General features: G+C 73.1%; 12 protein-coding genes and 2 pseudogenes. 3 read left to right on the forward strand and 11 right to left on the reverse strand.

Annotated elements, in window-relative coordinates:
- Positions 1 to 202: 202 nt before the first annotated feature.
- On the reverse strand, positions 203 to 1063 hold the full coding sequence (locus QSK45_RS32480) for an esterase/lipase family protein (RefSeq protein ID WP_285562484.1): 861 nt from the start codon (positions 1061 to 1063) through the stop codon (positions 203 to 205).
- Between the two features lie 159 nt (positions 1064 to 1222).
- Positions 1223 to 1645, reverse strand: a pseudogene (locus QSK45_RS32485) (MarR family transcriptional regulator).
- Between the two features lie 11 nt (positions 1646 to 1656).
- Here QSK45_RS32485 and QSK45_RS32490 point away from each other — a divergent pair.
- Positions 1657 to 2012 (forward strand): annotated as a pseudogene (locus tag QSK45_RS32490) (cupin domain-containing protein).
- Here QSK45_RS32490 and QSK45_RS32495 read toward each other — a convergent pair.
- From QSK45_RS32495 to QSK45_RS32535, 8 genes are all read right to left on the reverse strand, one after another.
- Complete coding sequence (locus QSK45_RS32495; RefSeq protein ID WP_285562485.1) at positions 1966 to 2991, reverse strand: DNA polymerase Y family protein; 1026 nt, start codon at positions 2989 to 2991, stop codon at positions 1966 to 1968. The pseudogene QSK45_RS32490 and the gene QSK45_RS32495 overlap by 47 nt on opposite strands.
- Positions 2988 to 6440 carry a DNA polymerase III subunit alpha gene (locus QSK45_RS32500; protein ID WP_285562486.1) on the reverse strand — a complete coding sequence of 1151 codons (3453 nt, stop codon included), beginning with the start codon at positions 6438 to 6440 and terminating at the stop codon, positions 2988 to 2990. The genes QSK45_RS32495 and QSK45_RS32500 overlap by 4 nt, the downstream gene beginning before the upstream one ends.
- Positions 6441 to 6693: 253 nt before the next feature.
- On the reverse strand, positions 6694 to 7776 hold the full coding sequence (locus QSK45_RS32505; RefSeq protein ID WP_285562487.1) for a S1 family peptidase: 1083 nt from the start codon (positions 7774 to 7776) through the stop codon (positions 6694 to 6696).
- A 354-nt stretch (positions 7777 to 8130) separates the two neighbouring features.
- Positions 8131 to 9030, reverse strand: a complete 900-nt coding sequence (locus QSK45_RS32510; RefSeq protein ID WP_285562488.1) for a S1 family peptidase — start codon at positions 9028 to 9030, stop codon at positions 8131 to 8133.
- Positions 9031 to 9246: 216 nt separating this feature from the next.
- The gene (locus QSK45_RS32515) at positions 9247 to 10029 is read right to left on the reverse strand and encodes a DUF1684 domain-containing protein (RefSeq protein ID WP_285562536.1); all 783 of its coding nucleotides are present in this window, start codon (positions 10027 to 10029) and stop codon (positions 9247 to 9249) included.
- A 1282-nt stretch (positions 10030 to 11311) separates the two neighbouring features.
- Positions 11312 to 12073, reverse strand: a complete 762-nt coding sequence (locus tag QSK45_RS32525; RefSeq protein ID WP_285562489.1) for an amino acid ABC transporter ATP-binding protein — start codon at positions 12071 to 12073, stop codon at positions 11312 to 11314.
- A 26-nt stretch (positions 12074 to 12099) separates the two neighbouring features.
- Positions 12100 to 13857, reverse strand: coding sequence for an FAD/NAD(P)-binding protein (locus QSK45_RS32530; RefSeq protein WP_285562490.1), 1758 nt, complete (start codon positions 13855 to 13857; stop codon positions 12100 to 12102).
- Positions 13854 to 14711 carry an amino acid ABC transporter permease gene (locus QSK45_RS32535; RefSeq protein WP_285562491.1) on the reverse strand — a complete coding sequence of 286 codons (858 nt, stop codon included), beginning with the start codon at positions 14709 to 14711 and terminating at the stop codon, positions 13854 to 13856. Before QSK45_RS32535 ends, QSK45_RS32530 begins: the two co-directional genes overlap by 4 nt.
- 440 nt (positions 14712 to 15151) lie before the next feature.
- Here QSK45_RS32535 and QSK45_RS32540 point away from each other — a divergent pair, with 440 nt between their 5' ends.
- On the forward strand, positions 15152 to 16093 hold the full coding sequence (locus tag QSK45_RS32540) for an ABC transporter substrate-binding protein (RefSeq protein ID WP_285562492.1): 942 nt from the start codon (positions 15152 to 15154) through the stop codon (positions 16091 to 16093).
- A 6-nt stretch (positions 16094 to 16099) separates the two neighbouring features.
- Here the strand turns inward: QSK45_RS32540 and QSK45_RS32545 are convergent, their stop codons facing one another.
- Positions 16100 to 17290 carry a DUF5685 family protein gene (locus QSK45_RS32545; RefSeq protein ID WP_285562493.1) on the reverse strand — a complete coding sequence of 397 codons (1191 nt, stop codon included), beginning with the start codon at positions 17288 to 17290 and terminating at the stop codon, positions 16100 to 16102.
- A 267-nt stretch (positions 17291 to 17557) separates the two neighbouring features.
- Between QSK45_RS32545 and QSK45_RS32550 the strand changes: the two genes are divergently transcribed.
- On the forward strand, positions 17558 to 17995 hold the full coding sequence (locus tag QSK45_RS32550) for a cell division protein SepF (RefSeq protein WP_285562494.1): 438 nt from the start codon (positions 17558 to 17560) through the stop codon (positions 17993 to 17995).
- Positions 17996 to 18012: the final 17 nt, after the last annotated feature.

An 18012-nucleotide genomic window follows, 5' to 3' on the forward strand; every position in this document is an offset into this window, starting at 1 on the left:
GCGCCTGCCTCCGCGCGAGCGCGGCACCCGGTGGGCACCGGAGGAGGCAGCCATGCGCCGGACACCCGTGCGGAAGCCGCCGAGGAGGACGGACAGCCGCCGGGGCCGCGAAGGGGCGGAGGAACGCCCGGCGGGTCGCCCGGAGGTGTGCGAGGACACCGCGCGGACGTGGTGGCCCGACGGCTGAACCCGCGCCCGCTCGTCAGCTGAGGGCGGAGGCGCAGGTGGTGGCGCTGGCGTGCGCCGGGTCGAGGGCGTTGGCGACCTCGTGGAAGGCGATGCGGTCGGTCAGGGCGATCACCACGTGTTCGGAGAGGTCCAGCGGGCACAGGTCCTGGAGCAGGACGTTGTGGACGTCGGAGCCGCTGAGGTACTGGCTGCGCCAGGGAGTGGCCACCTCGTCGTACTTGGTCGCGATGACCGTGTAGTGCACTCCGGGGACGGTGTCGCCGCCCGCGTTGAGCTGGGTGAGGAAGGCGGAGTCGGGGATCTGGTCGGCGAGGCCGGGGGTGGTGGCCTTGATCAGGTCCGCCGCGCCGGGGAAGTACGGCAGCAGGTTGGTGAGCCCGCTGAGGGTGGCGCCGTGGTTGTCGGGCGCGATGCCGACGAGCGCGTTCACCTTGTCCGCGCCGCCGAGGAACTTCAGGTAGTAGCGGGGCATCATGCCGCCCTGGGAGTGTCCGACGAGGTCGACCTTGGCGGCGCCGGTGGCGGAGCGCACCTGGTCCACGAACGTGGCGAGCTGCGCGGCCGACCGGTCGATGGGGCCGAGGCCGAAGAAGACGGGTACGCCGGGGAGTTGACCGTAGTCGAGGGAGAAGACGCAGTACCCGCGGGCCTCCAGGTAGGGAGCGAGGCCGAGCCAGTTGTCGACCGAGTTGCCGAGGGTGCCGTGGACCAGGACGACGGGGCGCGGATGGGCGGTGGAGGGTTGGCAGGAGTAGTCGTTCCAGCCGCTGTGGGGGGCGGTGTCGGCGTGCGCGGCCGTGGCGGGCAGGGTGACGGCGGCGGCGGACAGGAAGAGGGCTGCGAGGGGTCTGAGCACTCGCTTCCAGGGCAGCATCGGGTGATCTCCTTGCGGCTCAAGGGGGAGTACGGCGGCCTTGCCCTGTGATCCGGATCACGAGGATGCTGTTCATCCGTCAAGTTACGGGCGGGTAGCCCACGGGGGAAGTTACGCGCAAGTAAAACTTCCGGCGTCAACCAGTCGCGCGACGCCCCGTCACCGGACGGGCCGTACCGGCCCGTAGGGCGCGAACTTCGCCAAGTCGGCCCGTGGGGACCGCACTTCCCCCTCGACCGGCAGCCCGGCCCACCCCCCGGCGGCCTCGGCCGCCGTCTCCTCCGCCGCCCGGGTGCGGGCCCGTCCGCGCTCGGCCGGAACGATCACCCGCGCCCGCGCGTCCCCCAGGACGAGGCCGCCGCTCGGCGGACCCCTGGCGCACCACGTCGTCCACCGGCCGGCTCGTCGCCTGCTCGGTCACCCCCGAGTGCGCGGCGGGTCCGGTGACGGTCGTCCCGTCCGGCGCGAGCCGCGCGGAGGCGAACCCGTGCGCGGGCCGCGGGCCGGCGAACCCGCGCGCCGCGACCCGTCATGGATGCGCTGTGTGAGATCGCCCGCCACGTCGGGCAGGGCGGCGGACAGGGCCGTGACCGATCCCCGCCACGCCCGTCCGCCCGTCCGAGGCCGTGGCCCATGAGATCCACGGCGTCCGCTTCGTCCCCTACGCCACCCCGCTCACCGGCGGCAGACGGCCGTGCGCCCGGCGCGGGGAGATCCTCCATCCGCTCGTCGGCCAACCGCTCGTCACTCTCGACGGCCGCACCGAGCGCCGGCGCGCGGGCGACACAGTGATCGTCGACGCCGGGCCACCCCAGGTGTGGAGGACCCGACCGACCACACGGTCCTCTCCCGGACCACCACCTCCGTCGGGCTCACGGGTGAACCGGCGGACGGCAGCCGGATCACCCCGCCCTGGGCCAACCGACCCCGCCCGAGGTGTCACCGGTGAAGCGCGCCGCCGCGGCGGGCCGGACCGCGTCCGGACCGAACCGGCGGCGGGCCCGGTCCGCCGCGGCCTCGGCGGCGCGGGCGCGGGTGTCGGCGGGGTCCAGGGAGAGCTGGTGGTAGGCGTCGGTGGCCGGGCGCAGGCCGTCGGCGCGCAGGGTGAAGGCGCGGACCCGGGCCCGTTGCAGGCCCAGGGAGGACAGCAGGTCGAGGGCCACCGCGGCAAGGGCGGGCGAGTGGTCGGTGGGCTCCGGCAGGGTGCGCGTCCGGGTGCTGGAGCCGCGGTCGGCGTAGCGCACGGTGAGGGTGACCCGGCCCGCCACCCGCCGCTCGCCACGCAGGAGTTGGCCGATCCGGTCGGCGAGCCCGAGGACCGACCGGTGCTGTTCCGCGGGATCGAGGCAGTCCCGGTCCAGCACGCGGTCGGCGGTCAGCTGGGCCACCGGCTCCCTGGGCATGACGGGGCGCGGGTCGTGGCCGCGGGCGCGTTCGGCCAGCAGCCGGGCGGTGCCCGCGCCGAGGAGGCGTTGCAGGGTCGCCGGTGGCAGGTCGGCGACCTGGCCGATGGTGTGCAGACCGTACCTGCCGAGGGTGGTCGCCGTGACGCGTCCGATCCCGGGCAGCGCGGTGACCGGCCGGGGGTGCAGCCATGCGGCGGCCCGTTCGGCGGGGACCCAGGTGGTCTCACCCGGCGCGGACGCGTCGGCCGCCATGGCCGCCACCATGCGGTTGCCCGCCAGCCCGGCGCTGCTGTCGATGCCGTAGAGCGCCTTCAGGCGCATCATCGTCATCTGGACCACGTCGTAGGGAGACAGGCCGAAGTACCGGAGCGCCGAGGTCAGGTCCAACTGCACGGCGTCGGGCGGCATCTCCTGCACATACGGAGTGATGCCAGACACCAGTTCGATTACATGGCCGTACTGCTCCTCGCTCAGCGAGCCGTGCAGATACAGATGGGCGATGTGCCGCTGACGGGTGCTCATCCGGCGCTCCCCGGACTGGTGTAACCGAACTTCTTCAGGTCGGCCGAGCGGCTGCCGGCGGGCAGCAGATCGGCGTACGGGTGCAGGCGGGCGCCGGTGGTGCCGTTGGCCAGGGTGCGCCGCGGCTGGGCGGGGGTCGGGTGCGGGTGGCGCTCGCCGAGGAGGGCGAGCGCGGCCTCGGGCCCGTGGTCGCGGCGGGCGGCGGCGATCCGGTCCAGGTCCCAGGCCATGGTGCCGACGACGGTACGGCGGGTGCCGCGCACCTGCACCGTGCCGCGCACCAGCAGCAGCCCGCTGTGGAAGACGGTGTACGCGCAGGCCGGGTGGGAGTCCTCGAAGAACGCCAGGTCGACCAGGCCGGAGCCGTCCTCCAGGGTGACGAAGATGATCCGCTTGCCGCTGGCGATCGGCGGAGTCTGGGTGGAGGCCCGCACCCCGGCGACGAGGACCTGCTGACCGGCGCGCAGCCCGGCCAGGTGCGCCGCGTCGGTCGCGCCGACCTCCCGCAGCAGCCGGTGGTGGTGCTCCATCAGGTGCCGGGAGACATCGATGCCGAGGCTGTTCAGCTCGGCGCCGAGCGCCTCGCGGCCGGTCATCTCCGGCAGCCCGCTCGGCTCCGAACCGCCGACCGCGCCCGCGATCAAGGGCAGTTGCCCGGTGCCGGCGGACCGGTTGCGGGCGGCCCGGTGGAGTTCGGCGATCTGGAGCAGCAGATCGCGCCGGGTGAGCCGGCCGTCGTGCAGGGGACCCAACGCACCGATCTCCGCGAGGCGTTCGGCGACCGGGCGGCTGGGCCGGGCCCGCTGCCAGAAGTCCGACAGCGATGCGTACGGCTGCCCCTCCTCGATCCGCGCGCACTCCTGTTCGCCGATCCCGCGCACGGCGGACAGGGCGAGGCGCACGCCCCACCGGTCGCCGTCGGCCTTCTCCACGGTGTGCCGTGCCCTGGACCGGTTGACGTCGACGGGCAGCACCGGCACCCCGCGCCGGCGCGCGTCGGCGACCAGGACCCGCTTGGGCCACATCCCGGGGTCGTGTTCGAGCAGCCCGGCCAGCAGGAAGGCCGGATGGTGCGCCTTGAGCCAGGCGCTCTGCAGGGCCGGGACGGCGAAGGCGACCGCGTGCGCCCGGCAGAAGCCGTACGCCCCGAAGGCCTCGACCGTCCTCCACACCTCGTCCCGTACGGACGCGCCGTAGCCGCGCGCGCGGGCCCGCTCGTGGAACCACTCCCTGATCTCGGGCAGTCGTTCCTTGTCGCCGAGCGCCCGCCGGGTGATCTCCGCGAAGGCCCGGTCGCAGCCGGTCAGCACCCGCAGCGTCTCGATGATCTGCTCGTGCCAGATGGTCACGCCGTAGGTGTCGGCGAGCACCGGCTCCAGGTCCGGGTGGGCGTACGCGGGCGTGCCGCCGTGCCGGGCGGCGATGTACCGCTCGGGCATGCCGCCCGCGACCGGCCCCGGGCGGAAGAGGCTGATGTCGGCGATGACGTCCTGCTGGTTGCGCGGCTGGAGCCGGGACAGCAGGTCCTGCTGGCCCGGCGACTCCAGCTGGAACAGGCCGAGGGTCTGGCTCTCCTGGATCAGCTTGAACGCGAACACGTCGTCCAGCGGCACCTGCTCGGGGTCGTCCAGGTCGATGCGCTCCCCGGTGGTCCGCTCGATCTCGGCCACGGCGTGGGCCATCGCGGACTGCATCCGCACGCCCAGGACGTCGAGCTTGATGTTGCCGAGCGCCTCGATCTCCTCCTTCGCGGCCATGGCCATCGGGTAGTCGCCCTGCGGGGTGGGCTGCACCGGCAGCCGGTCCAGCAGGCCGGCGTCGCTAATGACCACGCCGCAGGGGTGCATGGCCATGCCGTGGACCAGGGAGTCGAGTCCCTCCGCGAGTTCCCACAGCGGGCCGTACCGGCGCGCCTCGGCAGCCAGTTGGCGCAGTTCGGGAAGTTCGGCGAGGGCGCCGGTGATGTCGGAGGCGCGCAGGTGCGGGAAGCTCTTGGCGATCCGGTCGACCTCCGCGGGCGCGATGCCGAGGGCGAGGCCGGTGTCGCGCAGGGCCCGGCGCGCCCGGTAGGTCTCGGGCATCGCGGTGACCGCGACCCGCTCCTTGCCGAACCGGTCGAAGATCGCGTCGTAGCACTCCAGGCGGCGCGCGGACTCCACGTCGATGTCGATGTCGGGCAGCGAGGCCCGGCGCACACTGAGGAACCGTTCGAACAGCAGACGGTGGTCGAGCGGGTTGGCGGTGGCGATGCCCAGCGCGTGGCAGACCATCGAGCCGGCGCCCGAGCCGCGGGCCGCGACCCGGATGCCCTTGGCGCGGATGTCGGCGACGACCTGGCCGACGGCGAGGAAGTACGAGTCGTAGCGCAGCCGGGAGATCACGGCGAGTTCCTCGTCGAGGCGGGCGAGCGCCGCCGGATCGTGGTCGAGGCCCCGGCGGGCGAGGCCCTCCTCGCAGCGCCGGCGCAGCAACCGGGCGGCGCCGTCCGCCCCGGGCCCGGCGCCGAAGAGCGCGGGCTCGGGGAAGTGCCGGGTGCCGAGGCCCAGGTCCGCGGCGGGGTCGAGGGCGCACCGGGCCGCCGTGGCCGCGGTGTCGGCGAGCAACCGGCGGGCCCGCCGCTCGTCGGCCCCGGCGCACTCGGCGACCATGCGCGCGAGGACCGTCATCGCCCGCTCGTCCTTGATCCAGCGCTGCCCGCTGTCCAGGCGGCGCCGGTCGATGGGCCTCAGCAGCCGGGCGGCGTCCAGGACGTCGGCGAGGCGGTGCTGGGCGGGGTCGGCGTAGCGGACGGCGTTGGTGAGGACGGCGGTCGTGCCGGTGCGGTCGGCGAGCGCGAGGGTGCGGGCGGCGAGGCGGAGGGAGCCCGGACCCACGCCAAAACGTTTCTGCGCGACGACTTCCAGCCGGACCTCTCCCCCGAAGACCTCCCGCCACGGCGCCAGCAGCCGTACCGCGACATCCTCCCGGCCCGCCGACAGCGCCCGCACCGGCTCCGAGAGCGGGCCGAGCAGGACGATCAGACCGGGGCCGCCGTGCTCCCGCAGCGCGGTCCACGGCACCACGGGCGCCCGGCCGCCGAGGGCGTCGGCGTGCGCGGCCGAGGTGATCCGGCACAGCCGCGCCCAGCCCTCACGGTCCCGGGCGAGCAGCACGACCCGCAGCGGCGGCTCGGCCACGTGGGCGCCGCCATGCGCCGGGGTGCGGCGCCGCCGGCCGGGCGGCGGCGGGGCGAGCGCCTCCACCGCGAGGTCGACGCCGAAGACCGGCCGCACCCCTTCCTTCGCACACGCCCGCGCGAATCGGACAACGCCGCTGACGGTGTCCCGGTCGGTCAACGCGAGAGCCGTCATGCCCCGCTCGGCGGCCCGGCGCGCCAGCTGCTCCGGGTGGGCGGCGCCGTAGCGGGCGGAGTAACCGGACGCGACATGCAGATGAGCGAAGCCCGCCATGTCGCACCTCCCTCATCCACCCCTTTTCAGCCATACGCCCGATACGTTCATCGTACGCTCGTTCGAATACTGTAACTCCATCGACGTTGGTCGGCGAGCTCATTCGAACAGACGAGTGATTGTTCACGGCGAGTGAGCAGGGAGTGAGGGAAAGTGAGCGGTGGCCGAAAGGCGACATCCCGTCCCGAGGGTTCGGGACGGGATGCCGCGGGAGCCGTTCGACCGCGGGAACGGCCGGCCGGAACGGCTTCGGTCAGCCGATCTCGGTGCCGGTGGCGGAGAGAGCCGCGGTGACCGGCTGGAAGAAGGTCTCCCCGCCGGAGGTGCAGTCGCCGCTGCCACCGGAGGTCAGGCCGATCGCGTCGCTGCCGGAGAACAGGGAACCGCCGCTGTCGCCGGGCTCGGCGCAGACGTCGGTCTGGATCAGCCCGCTGACCGTGCCCTCCTGGTAGTTGACGGTGGCGTCCAGGCCGGTGACCGTGCCGTCGTGCACATGGGTGGTCGACCCGCTGCGCGTGACCTTCATGCCCACCGTGGCCTCGGCGGCGCCGGTGATCTGCCGGGTCGAGCCGTCGTAGAGGTCGACCTCGCTCGGGTGGGCGGCGTCCGAGGTGTACTTGACCAGGCCGAAGTCGGTGCCCGGGAAGTGGGACTCCGCGTTCTGCCCGATCTCGTCGCCGTCGGCGTCCGACCAGGTGGAGATGGACGCGGTGCAGTGCCCGGCGGTCAGGAAGTACGGCTGCCCGTCCTTGACCACGTTGAAGCCGAGCGAGCAGCGGCCACCGGATCCGCCGATGGCGTCGCCGCCGGCGATGAAGGGTTTGAACTCGCCCTGGAAACGCTTGAGTTCGGCCTTGTCGCCGAGCCCGTCGACCACCTTGCCCAGCTTGTCCCAGCGGGCGCCGGTGACCGACTTGTCGGCCGTGACGACGACCTTGTTCGACACCGGGTCGATGGACCACGACGTGCCCGGGATGGTCGCGTCCTTCTTCAGCGTCGCACGGGCGCCGTCGAGCTGGGCCAGCGTGTGGGTGACGATTCTGGCCTCGGCGCCCTTGGCCTCGACGGCCTTCGCGGCGGTCTTGTCGAGCACGTTCACGACGAGGCTCCTGGCCTTGGCGTCGTAGTAGCTGCCCGCCGCGTCCGAACCGAGGTGTGCGCTCAGTTCGGAGGCCAGCGTCGCGGCCGCCGGAGCGGACAGCGGCCGGGGCCGGGACACCGGCTTCGCGGGCTCGCTGGCGTTCGCATTCTGCAAGGTGACACCCGCTGCGGCCAGTGCGGCGACACCCGCGCCGACCATGACGAGTCGGCGCCCGGGTATGCGTCGGTGCTTCAACTCACGTCCTCCTGTGGGGGGGGATGGCCGTCCAGGTTGTGGGGACCCGACGGCCGGAAGGCTGGTTGACGGGCGCCCACTCTTCCGAAACCCACAGGGGACACACAAGGCCGAGTTCCGGACGCACGACGGAGGGGCTTGCCCGAGCCCGCTCGCGGATGACCGGCCGTCACCGCCGAGGAAATTTCGTGGCGCAAACACTACGAGCGAGTAGCCCTCACCCGACCGTGACGGCCCCTCATGGCCTGTTCCTTTCGCCGCCCTCGCCCTTCCTTCACGAGGCGGGCATGAAGAGGCCCCCGCACACACGCATGGGTGCGGGGGCTCGTGGCAGCCGGCCTAAGCCGGGGCCGGTTAGGGGAGCGTGACGCCGTAGTAGCTCAGCGCCTCGGTCACCGGCTGGAAGAAGGTCGTGCCGCCGGAGGTGCAGTCACCGCTGCCGCCGGAGGTCAGACCGTAGGCCACGGTGCCGTTGTACAGCGGGCCGCCGCTGTCGCCGCCCTCGGCGCAGACCGTGGTCTGGATCAGGCCGGAGACGATGTCGCCGCTGCCGTAGTTGACGGTGGTGTTGAGCGCGGTGACCTTGCCGCTGTGCGTACCGGTGGTGGAACCGCGCCGGTAGACGGTCTGGCCCACGCTCGGGGTGGCCGCGCTGGAGATGGTCTGGCTGCCGACCGCGCTCGGGTGGGAGATCGAGGAGTTGGTGTACTTGACGAGCGCGAAGTCGTTGCCCGGGAAGCTGTAGCCCACGTTGGTGCCGAGCACCGTGCTGTGGCTGGAGTTGCTGTACCAGGTGGAGGCGACCTGGCCGCAGTGCCCGGCGGTCAGGAAGTAGTACGTGCTGCCGCTGTGCACGTTGAAGCCGAGCGAGCAGCGGTACTGGCCGCCGTAGATGGCGTCGCCACCGCTGATCAGCTTGTTGAACTTGCCGGCCGTGCGCTTGATGGTGAGCGCGCCCGCTTCGGCGCCGGCCTGCTTCTTGATCTTGGCGATCCCGGCCTGCGAGACCGTGCTGTCGACGGTGACGACGACGTGGTTGTTCTTGGCGTCGACGGCCCAGGCGGTGCCGGGGACGTCCGCCTTCATCACCGAGTCGCTCGCCCGGGTGAGCTGCGCGGCGCTGAAGGTGTGGGCGTCGCTGGCGCTCGCGGTGGGGGCGGCGAAGGCGGCTGCGGCCAGGAAGCCCGCGGCCACGGCGATCAGCCGGGTCCGTCTCGCCGAACCGGGGCGGGGAGTGGTGCGCTCGATCCTCACGTTTCGTTCCCTCCAGAGGGATTCGGGGGCCCGCGTGGGGTCGGGGCCCGGTGAGGCGCAGCCGGGGACACGTCCGGGGTCTCGGCTTTACATGTCCCTGACAGGCGCTGAGGGGGAGTATTCGGCCGAACGACCGGTAGGCACAAGGGTGCCTTTCGGCCGTCGGACTTTAGCCCTCCTTTGCCCCAACGCCCGTCGTTTTAACTGCCATTGGTGTCAGCGCAGGGTCCGCTCCCCCGCCTCGACGGCGATGTCCAGCGTGTTCCCGGGCGGCGGGAAGGGGCAGAGGAAGTGGTCGGCGAAGGCGCAGGGCGGGAGTTGGGCCCGGTTGAAGTCGACGGTCGTACGGCCCTGAGCGTCCGGCGCGTCCGGGAACAGGAAGCGGAAACGGAAGCTGGTGTCGCCGCTGGTGGCGTCGGCGAACACCACCCACAGCGGCCCCTCGCCCTGCCGTGCCACGGCCAGCGTCCGTTCCCGCCCGCCCACGGTGAAGGCGAGTTCACCGGCGAGCGCGAACCCGCGGGCCCGGCCGTCCGCGTTGCCGAGTCGTACGACGCGCCGCGCGTCGTACGGCGTGAAGCGGCCGGGCACCGCCCAACCGGGGTCGTACGCGGTGGCCTCGATGCCCCGGAAGGCACGGCGGGCCTCGGCGCCGGGGTCGTAGACCCGCACCCCCCAGACGCCCTCGCGGACCAGCACGACCAGCCGCTTCTCACCGAGCGAGACGCGGGCGGCGGCCTCCGGGCCGGTATCGGCGGTCAGCCGGATCTCCCCGCCGAAGGGACGGCGGTCCACCTGGAGTCCGTCGGTCTCGACGGCCGTCAGCACAACGCCCTCGCCGTCCGCCACCCAGGTCCCCGGAATGTCCGGAAGTCGACCCTCCGGCTGGTCCTCGATCCAGTGGGTGGCGGTCAGCGCGAGCGGCCCGTAGGGCGCGGTGACCGATTCCTCCCGCTTCTCCCGCCACTGCTTCCATGCGTCGGACGCGTCGATTGCCATGCTGTTCCATCCTTTTATGTGCTTGATCTTCTTCGGCCGCGGAGAGTGGTGGACGGGGCGGGCCAGGCCCAGGTGCTCGCGCAGGGTGCCACCCGGATAGAAAGTGCGAAACAGGCCGCGGTGCTGGAGCAGCGCGACGGTGCCGTTGACCAGCCGCTCCAGATCGCGGCGGGGTTCGACGGGGACCAGGTGGAAACCGTCGGCGGCGCCCTCGGTGTGCCAGGCGGCGAGCAGGTCCGCGAGGTCGACCGGCCCGCCCCGGTACAACGGGCCCTGCGCGGTGGGCCGGGGACCGCCCCCACCGTGACCGGGCTCGGCCGCGCGCTCCCCGCCACCGAGGTCGACCCGCAGGCTCACCAGGATCCGCAGGGCACCCGGGTCCCGCCCTGACCGCGTCGCCCTCGACCGCAGATCCTCGCGCACGGCGACCGCCTGCGCCGGGGTCGCGGCGCGGACCAGGGCCACGTCGGCGAACCGGGCGGCGAAGGCGCGGGCGGGGCGGGTGCCGGCGTCGGCGACACGGACGGGGTGGGTCCGGGGAGGGGCGGGGGCGAGGAGGGTGGGATGCGGATGGTCCCGTGCGGGGGCGGACGCGGAGGATGCCGTCGCGCCCCGGACGCCGACGCCGGCCTCCGGTACGTCCGGCGCCCCCTCGGCGGCACCTCCCGCGGCGTCCCACGGTCCCCGGGCGGCACCGGCTGGTCCGGCCGCCTCGGGGCCGGTACGGCCGGCCGCACGCGCCGCCGCCTCCGTACCCGGCGCCTCGATCCACCGGCCCGCGCGGCCCCCGGCGATCCGGTCGAGGACGGCCCAGGCGGCCGGCTCCGGCGCGGGCCGCCCGGCCGGTCCCGAGGCGGCCGACCCGACCGGTTCCGGCGTGGCCGGCTCCGGGACGGCCCAGGCGGCCGGCTCCAGGGCGGCCGAGGCCGTCGGTTCCGGGGCGGCCGGTGCCGCCCACGGGGCGACCGCCCCCGGCAGCACCCCCACCAACCCGATCCGCCGCGTCGCCGACGCCACCGCGGCCAGCAGGTCGAGCGCCTCGGCTCCCGGCCGTCCGGTCGAGTCGCCCAGGGTCACGAAGTCCAGCCGGCCGTGCTCGGCGAGTCGTACCAGTTCGGCGCAGGGGCCGGCGCCGGGGCGGTCCGGCAGGTCGACGGCGGCGGCCAGATGCAGCATCCCGCGGCGGTACCGCCCGCTCATCCGCCCGCCTCCGGCCACCGCGCTCCTCCGGCCCGTCCCCTTCCCCGCGCCGGTCGCGCGCACCCCGCCTCCGCTCCCATCCTCACAACACCTTCGCCAGGAACGCCCGTGTCCGCTCCTCGCGCGGCGCCCCCAGCACCGCGTCCGGCGGCCCCTGTTCGACGATCCGGCCGTCGTCCATGAAGACCACCGTGTCGGCGACCTCGCGCGCGAACGCGATCTCATGGGTGACGACGATCATCGTGGTGCCCCGGGCGGCGAGATCGCGGATGACGTCGAGGACCTCGCCGACCAGTTCGGGATCGAGTGCCGAGGTCGGCTCGTCGAACAGCAGCAGCCGGGGCTTGAGCGCCAGCGCCCGTGCGATGGCGACGCGCTGCTGCTGCCCACCGGACAACTGCCCCGGGTACGCACGCGACCTGTCCGCGAGTCCCACCCGGGCGAGCAGCCGGAGCGCGTCCTCCTCCGCCTCCTCGCGGGACCGTTTCAGCGCGGCCACCGGCGCCTCGACCACGTTGTCCAGGACGGTCAGGTGCGGGAAGAGGCGGAAGTCCTGGAAGACGAAGCCGATCTTGGTCCGCCGGCGCAGGACTTCCCGTTCGGGCAGCTCGTACAGCCGGTCCCCGGCGCGCCGGTATCCGATCGGCGCGCCGTCCACGGTGATCTCGCCGCGGTCCGCCTTCTCCAGGTGGTTGATGGTGCGCAGCAGCGTGGACTTGCCGGAGCCGGAGGGGCCGAGCACGACGGTGACCTCGCCGGCGCGGACCTGGAGGTCGATGCCCTTGAGGACGTCGAGCGGGCCGAAGCTCTTGTGCACCGATCTGATGTCGACCATGACGGTCATGGCTCTTCCTTTGGATAGAAGGGGGTTCATGCGGCGGCGTGTCCGGCCCCGGCCCGCAGGAAGGCCAGCGCCGCCCGCGCGGTGGCGTCGTTCTGGCGGAAGGCGGGGCCGCCGGTGCGCGGCCGGGTGAAGGCGCCGGGGGTGCGGGCGTCGGTGTAGGGGCCGAGCGCGAAGCGCCGGGGGTGCGGGCGCCCGGCGCCGTCGAGGACGCGGCCGTCGCGGGGGTCGACCCGCAGCAGGCCCTCGGGGGTCTCGGCGGCGCCGTCGGCGTGCAGTTCGCGCAGCAGGGGGTCGCGGGCGCGACCGACGGTGGGCGCGGGCAGCCGGGCCTCGACCAGCGCCCGCGCCGTGACCGAGTGGCCCGGCACGGTGGGGCTGGCCGCCCGGAACAACCCGTCCTCGGCGGTGACGGCCATGTCGGCGCCGAGGAACCGCAGCAGTCCCGCCCGGGACAGCGCGAGCATCTGCCGCAGCCGGGGGCCGGGCGGCCCGGACGCCAGATAGCTGAAGAACCCGTGCCACCAGGGCCCGATGTCCCCGAGTCGCACCAACTGCCCGTAGACCGAGAGGAGGCCGAGGAAGACCCCCAGGTCGGCGCTGAAGGCGGGATCGTGACGCCTGTCCAGATCGGCCTCGATATAGGCGCGCAGACCGTCCTGGAAGTCCTCGGGCGAGGCATGGCGCACTCCGGCGAGCGGGTGGTCGAGCGCGGTGAGGTCGAGCCGGTCGGCGGGGTCGGGTACGGCGGCGGCGGCCAGCGCGTCCAGTTCGGCGGGGCCGGACGCGGCCGCGTACTTCTCCTCGAAGTCGGCCCAGGCGCTCGCCGTGCGCTCCGGGTGGGCGGTGAACAGCCGGTGGTAGTGGGCGAAGCCCAGCTCCTTCTCGACCAGCGGCCACACATCGCGCCGGAAGTCGAAGCCGTCCGGCCTGGAGCGCAGTTCCCGGATCTCGGCGGGGCCCAGGAAGCGGGGCAGCGGGGGCCGGTCGCCGGTCCAGTCGTAGCCGATCTTCGAGTGGTACGGCACCCCGCGCCGCGAACCGACGTACAGCACCGGCTCCCGCCCCGAGGGAAGGTAGGTGTCGCCGTCGTACCGGCCGCCGCGGCCCTCGGTGAGCAGCACCATCAGGTCGACGAAGGCCAGTCCGAAGCCCCGCACGAGCACCGGTTCGCCGGGCTTCAGGGCGGACAGGTCGCTGTCGGCGGTGAAGTCGGGCGGCAGGTGCACGAGGCCGTTCGCTCGGGCGTACGCCGCCAACTCGGCCTGCTCCGGTTCGAGTTCGGCGTCGAGGTGGCCGAGCGCGAGGATCACCAGGTCGGCGAGGAGGGGGCGGGTCCTGCCCTCCAGCCACACCTGCTGGCGTCCCTCGCGGGGGCCGCCGACGCGCAGGGCGCGGGTGGGGTGGTGGCGCACGGTGATGCCGGCGGGCAGCTCGGCCAGGGCCCGCTCGTACACGAAGCGCAGATAGCGGCCCTGGATCCGGCGGTCGGCGAAGGTGCGGCCGTCCAGCGCGGCCCACTCGTGCAGCGTGGGGCCCTCGCGCACCGGTCCGTCCATGCGCACCGTCTCGTCGGTGAACATCGTGACGTCCTCGGCGTGCGAGTTCATCCACAGCAGCGGCGACTGATCCTGACGCCAGATGCGTCCGCCACCCGGTGGATGCGGGTCCACGAGATGGATGTCGAGGCCGGAACCGGCGTACAGCTGCGGGGCGTTGGCGGCGATGCGTTCGAGGAGCCCGGTCCCCCGCGGCCCGGCGCCCACGATCACCAGCCGGGGCCTCATCGGGCCTGCTCCGTACCGCGGGCGTAGTGCTTCTCCACGTAGTGCTGGCCGATGCCGAGCACGCCGGTGACGACGGCGTACCAGAGGGTGGCGACCATCAGCAGCGGGATGACCTGATAGGTGCGGTGATAGATCAACTGGGTCGAGAACAGGAGGTCGTCGACCGCGATGACACTGACGATGGACGTGCCCTTGAGGGTGCCGATCAGCATGTTGCCGGCGGGCGGCACGATGGAGCGCATCGCCTGCGGCAGCACGATCCGCCACCAGCGGCGTAGGCGGCCCAGGCCGAGCGCCTGGGCGGCCTCGACCTGGCCCCGGTCGACCGAGAGGATGCCGCCGCGCACGACCTCGGCGGCGTAGGCGGCCTCGTGCAGCGTGAGGCCGACGACGGCGACGGCGACCGGGCTGAGCAGGTTGACCGTCCTGACCCCGAGCACCGTCGGGTACAGCGCCCCGATGTTGAACCACAGCAGCAGCTGCACCAGGATCGGGATCGACCGGAACAGCCAGACGTAGCCGGAACCGACCGCGCGCAGCACGGGGTTGGCGGACAGCCGGAAGGCGGCGAGCAGGGCGCCGAGGGCGAAGCCGAGGACCATCACCACGGCGGTCAGCCAGAGCGTGAGCCACAGTCCGCGCAGCACCGCGCCGGTGGTGAAGTAGTCGGCGACGACGTCCCACTGGAACGCCTGGTTGCGCACGACGGAGGCGAGGGCGAGGCCGAGCAGGACGAGGACGACGACGGCGGCGGTCCACTGTCCGTAGCGGCGCTGGGGCACGATCCGGGGGACGGCCGCGGGCCCGGGTGTCTCCGGGGCGGTGGGTGCGTGGGCGAGGGTGTCGGATGACATGCGAAGGCTCCGTGACGCGATCGGTCGAACGTCGGAACGGTTGATGCCTTCACACGGGTGCGCCGAACACATGGCGCGGTCACGGCCGAGCCCCTCAGCAGGGCCGTGCACCGAGAGTACGCAAGCGGTCGCCCGCGCTGTCAAGCGTGTCCGAACTGTGAGCAGTACGTCTCACGTCGGTTGACGCGGAACCGGATGCCTGTTCCACTTGCCCCATGCATCCACAGCAGTGGCTGGTCACCCGCTCCCACATCGACTTCGGTCGCGTGTGGTCCTCCTCCTGTTGAGCTGACCCCCTGCGCACGCCCGCCGTCAGCGGGCCTCCTTCGCGCTCTCCGCTTCTCCCCGCGTTCCGCGCCTCCCCGCTCCACCGCGCCTTCACACGCGCCCCTCCCCTCGCGCTCTCGCACACCCATTCCCCGTTCAGGAGAACGCCTCCGATGCGTACGCCGATCCATCGATTCGTCATGCCCTTTACCGCCCTGGCCTCGGCCGCCCTGCTCCTCACCGCCTGCGGCTCCGGGTCCGCGGGCGGGACGGACGCCTCCGGGGTGGCGGCCGCGTCCGACGCCGTGCCGACCACGGACGTGGTGTCGGCCGAGAGGACGGACCCGGCGGCGGCGAGGCTGCTGCCCGCCGGCACCAGGCACCTCACCATCGCGATCAGCGTCGGCGGCACGCCGCCCGGCACCACCTACCTCGCCGACGGCAGGACGCTGACCGGCCAGGACGTCGACTTCGCCAAGGCGGTCGCCAAGGTCCTCGGCGTCGAACTGACCGTGGATCAGGCGAGTTTCGAGGCGATCCTGCCCGCCCTGAGCAGCGGCAAGTACGACGTCGGCGCGAGCAACTTCGGGGTCACCGACGAGCGCCGCAAGACCATCGACTTCGTCACCTACATCAACGACGGCCAGGGTTTCGCCACCCGCGAGGACAGCAGGCTCTCCAGGATCACCGATCTGAAGCAGCTGTGCGGACTGAACGTGGCGACCGGCGCCGGAACGACGTTCGAGGCCACGCTGGAGGAGAACAGGCACCTGTGCGCCGACGCGGGCGAGAAGCCGTACCGGGTGCAGACGTACGCCGAGCCCAGCGCGATCTGGTCCTCGGTGCAGCAGGGCCGCAGCGACGTGGTGATGTCCACGATCAACGGCCTGCGCTACGCCGTCGCCCACCAGAGCGGCCTGAAGTTCCTCAACGCGTTCCACCGGCTCGACGTCGGCTTCGCCTTCAAGAAGGGCACCGCGCTGGCGCCCGCCTTCCAGGCCGCGGTGGACCGGCTGATCGCCGACGGCACCTACGACAGGATCCTGGAGAAGTGGGGCACGACGGGCTCGGCGATCACGAAGTCACGGATCTCCCCGCCCGAGCTGAAGAACTGAGCGGGGTCAGCAGTCGCAGGCACAGCACTCGCAGCACTCGCAGCAATCGCAGCAATCGAGCGCCTCGCAGCAGTCGCAGGAGGAGCAGCAGCCCTCGCGACGCTTCCGCGACCACGGGCCCTCGAACTCGTCGGCGCAGCACACCTTGCAGGTGCAGCACACGGCGAGCGCGGCGGCGCAGCCGGCCCAGAAGCCCCGCTTGCCGGGACCCTTCGACAGGTCGTCGTAGGGGTTGCCGTGCGGGTCGCCCGGCGCGTGCGGACCCCGCGTGCCCGGGGTCCCCGGCGCGTACGGCCCCGTCGGCGGCCCGAAGGCGGCCTCGGGAGAGGAGTGTCCGCAGGACGTCGTGCCGAACGCCCGGTCCACCGAGCGCCGCAGCTCGTGCACCAGCAGCAGATGGACCAGGGCGCCGTCCTGGAACTCGGTGTCCCTCAGGGCGAGTCGGATGCCGTGCAGGGCGTCGTCGGCGAGCCTGCGGGCCTCGGTGAGGGAGGTGCCGGTGGCGGTCAGCGGGTTCCAGGCGCCGCTCGCGGCGTCGGCCTCCCGGTCCTCGACCGCGTCCAGCAGGTGCGCGAGCCGCCCGAAGAGCCGCCCGGTCTCGGCGAGCGGCGCCGCGTTGCCGGGCCGGCCGGCCAGCCGCGCGGTGTGCGCGAAGGCGGCGGCGGTGGCCGTCTCGGTGGGCTCGGTGACGGTGAGGATCGGGGTGCCGGGCCCGGCCAGCGTCTCGATGCCGAGCTGGCGGTCGACGGCGTCCACCAGGACACCGGTGTCGAAGCCGACCGCCGCCCCGCTGTGCTCCCCGGCCCGGCCCCAGCTCGCCGCGACCCTGCGGGCGGCGGCGGCCACCGGCCTGCGGGCCAGCAGCCCGTCCCGGTCGGCGACATGGTCGCGGACCTTCGCCGCGGCGAGCACCAGGGAGACGGCCGCCGCGAGCCGCGCGCCCTCGCCCCGCGCCACCGACGCCGTCCGCATCCCGCGCAGCGCGCACGGCCCCGCCGTCCGCCGTCCGCCCTCGCCGCGACCGAGCTGAGCCTCCGTCAACACGGAGATCAGCAAACCGTCATAGTTGGTGACAACACGTGCGAGCTGACCATGGTCACCGCGCAACGCGAGACAGAGCCCGCACAGATGCGCCATCCACTCGCCCTTGAAGCGGTCACCGAGCCGGTGCGAGCAGGGTCTGACTATTCCGAACACAGCGTTTCCCCCGTGCGTTGACGTGTCAGCGGCTTCACCCGGACGCACCGAGCGTCACCCATCCGCCGCCGACCATCATATTTCACTCACAGTCAGCAGCCGTACGTGTCACAACCCTTGCGAGACAAGGCGTCTCGACGGATCGGCTGTGCACCAGTACCGTCACAAACCCCCCGCGCGGCGACTATCCACTTGGCGCGTTGTCAGCATCATGGATGACCATAGGGGAACGGACAGCACGAGAGACCGCTGTGAGAGGAGGCGTCCATGGGATCGGTACGCAAGGCGAGTGCGTGGCTCGGCCTCGTCGACGACAACGATGACGAGCGCTACTACGACGACGACTACTCCGAGGGCACCGCGTCCGGGGACGCCTGGGTGACCGACCCCCGGGTGCAGGTGGCCACGGACAAGGCCGAGGAGAGGAGCCGGCGGATCGCCACGGTCACCCCGGACAGCTTCCGGGACGCCCGTGCCATCGGCGAGCTGTTCCGGGACGGGGTCCCGGTCATCATGAACCTCACCGGCATGGAGCCCGGCGACGCCAAGCGGGTCGTGGACTTCGCGGCGGGGCTGATCTTCGGTCTGCGCGGCTCCATCGACCGGGTCTCCACCCGGGTGTTCCTGCTGACGCCGGCCGACACGGAGATCATCAGCGGTGAGGCGTCCGCGCACCGCTCGGACGGCTTCTTCAACCAGAGCTGAGGCGGGGCCGCTCACCG

Source organism: Streptomyces hygroscopicus subsp. hygroscopicus, from assembly GCF_030269125.1.
In the GTDB taxonomy this organism is placed as follows: domain Bacteria; phylum Actinomycetota; class Actinomycetes; order Streptomycetales; family Streptomycetaceae; genus Streptomyces; species Streptomyces hygroscopicus_C.